Source organism: Pseudomonas sp. PS01303 (genome assembly GCF_029959385.1).
Lineage (GTDB): Bacteria > Pseudomonadota > Gammaproteobacteria > Pseudomonadales > Pseudomonadaceae > Aquipseudomonas > Aquipseudomonas rustica.
The window spans coordinates 1-293 of the sequence record NZ_JASCPK010000340.1; the positions used below are offsets into that span (position 1 = coordinate 1).

The 293-nt window shown below is 61.8% G+C and carries 1 protein-coding gene; it reads right to left on the reverse strand.

Annotated features, from left to right (window positions below; genetic code table 11):
* Positions 1 to 293: ATP cone domain-containing protein (locus tag QMX93_RS30885; RefSeq protein ID WP_282359357.1), on the reverse strand; the 293-nt coding region annotated here is incomplete at both ends.

Below are 293 nucleotides of genomic sequence, written 5' to 3' on the forward strand. Positions count from 1 at the left end.
GGTGAGCGTTGCCCGCTTCTTCGGTCGTGGCGTGGGCAGCGCGTTCTTTCGAACGACCGTCACGGTAGATCACGTAGTCGCGCGCCACTTTCTGCTCGCCGGCCCGCATCAGGGCCAGTTCAACCTGGTCCTGGATTTCTTCGATGTGGATGGTGCCGCCCGAAGGCATGCGAGGCTTGAAGGTCGCGGTGACTTGTTCGGTCTGGCGGGCATCTGTGTCTTGGATTCGCGAAGAGGCGGCAGCGGTGCCGAACTCAACTGCGAGGAACGCTTTGGTGATAGCGACGGTGATC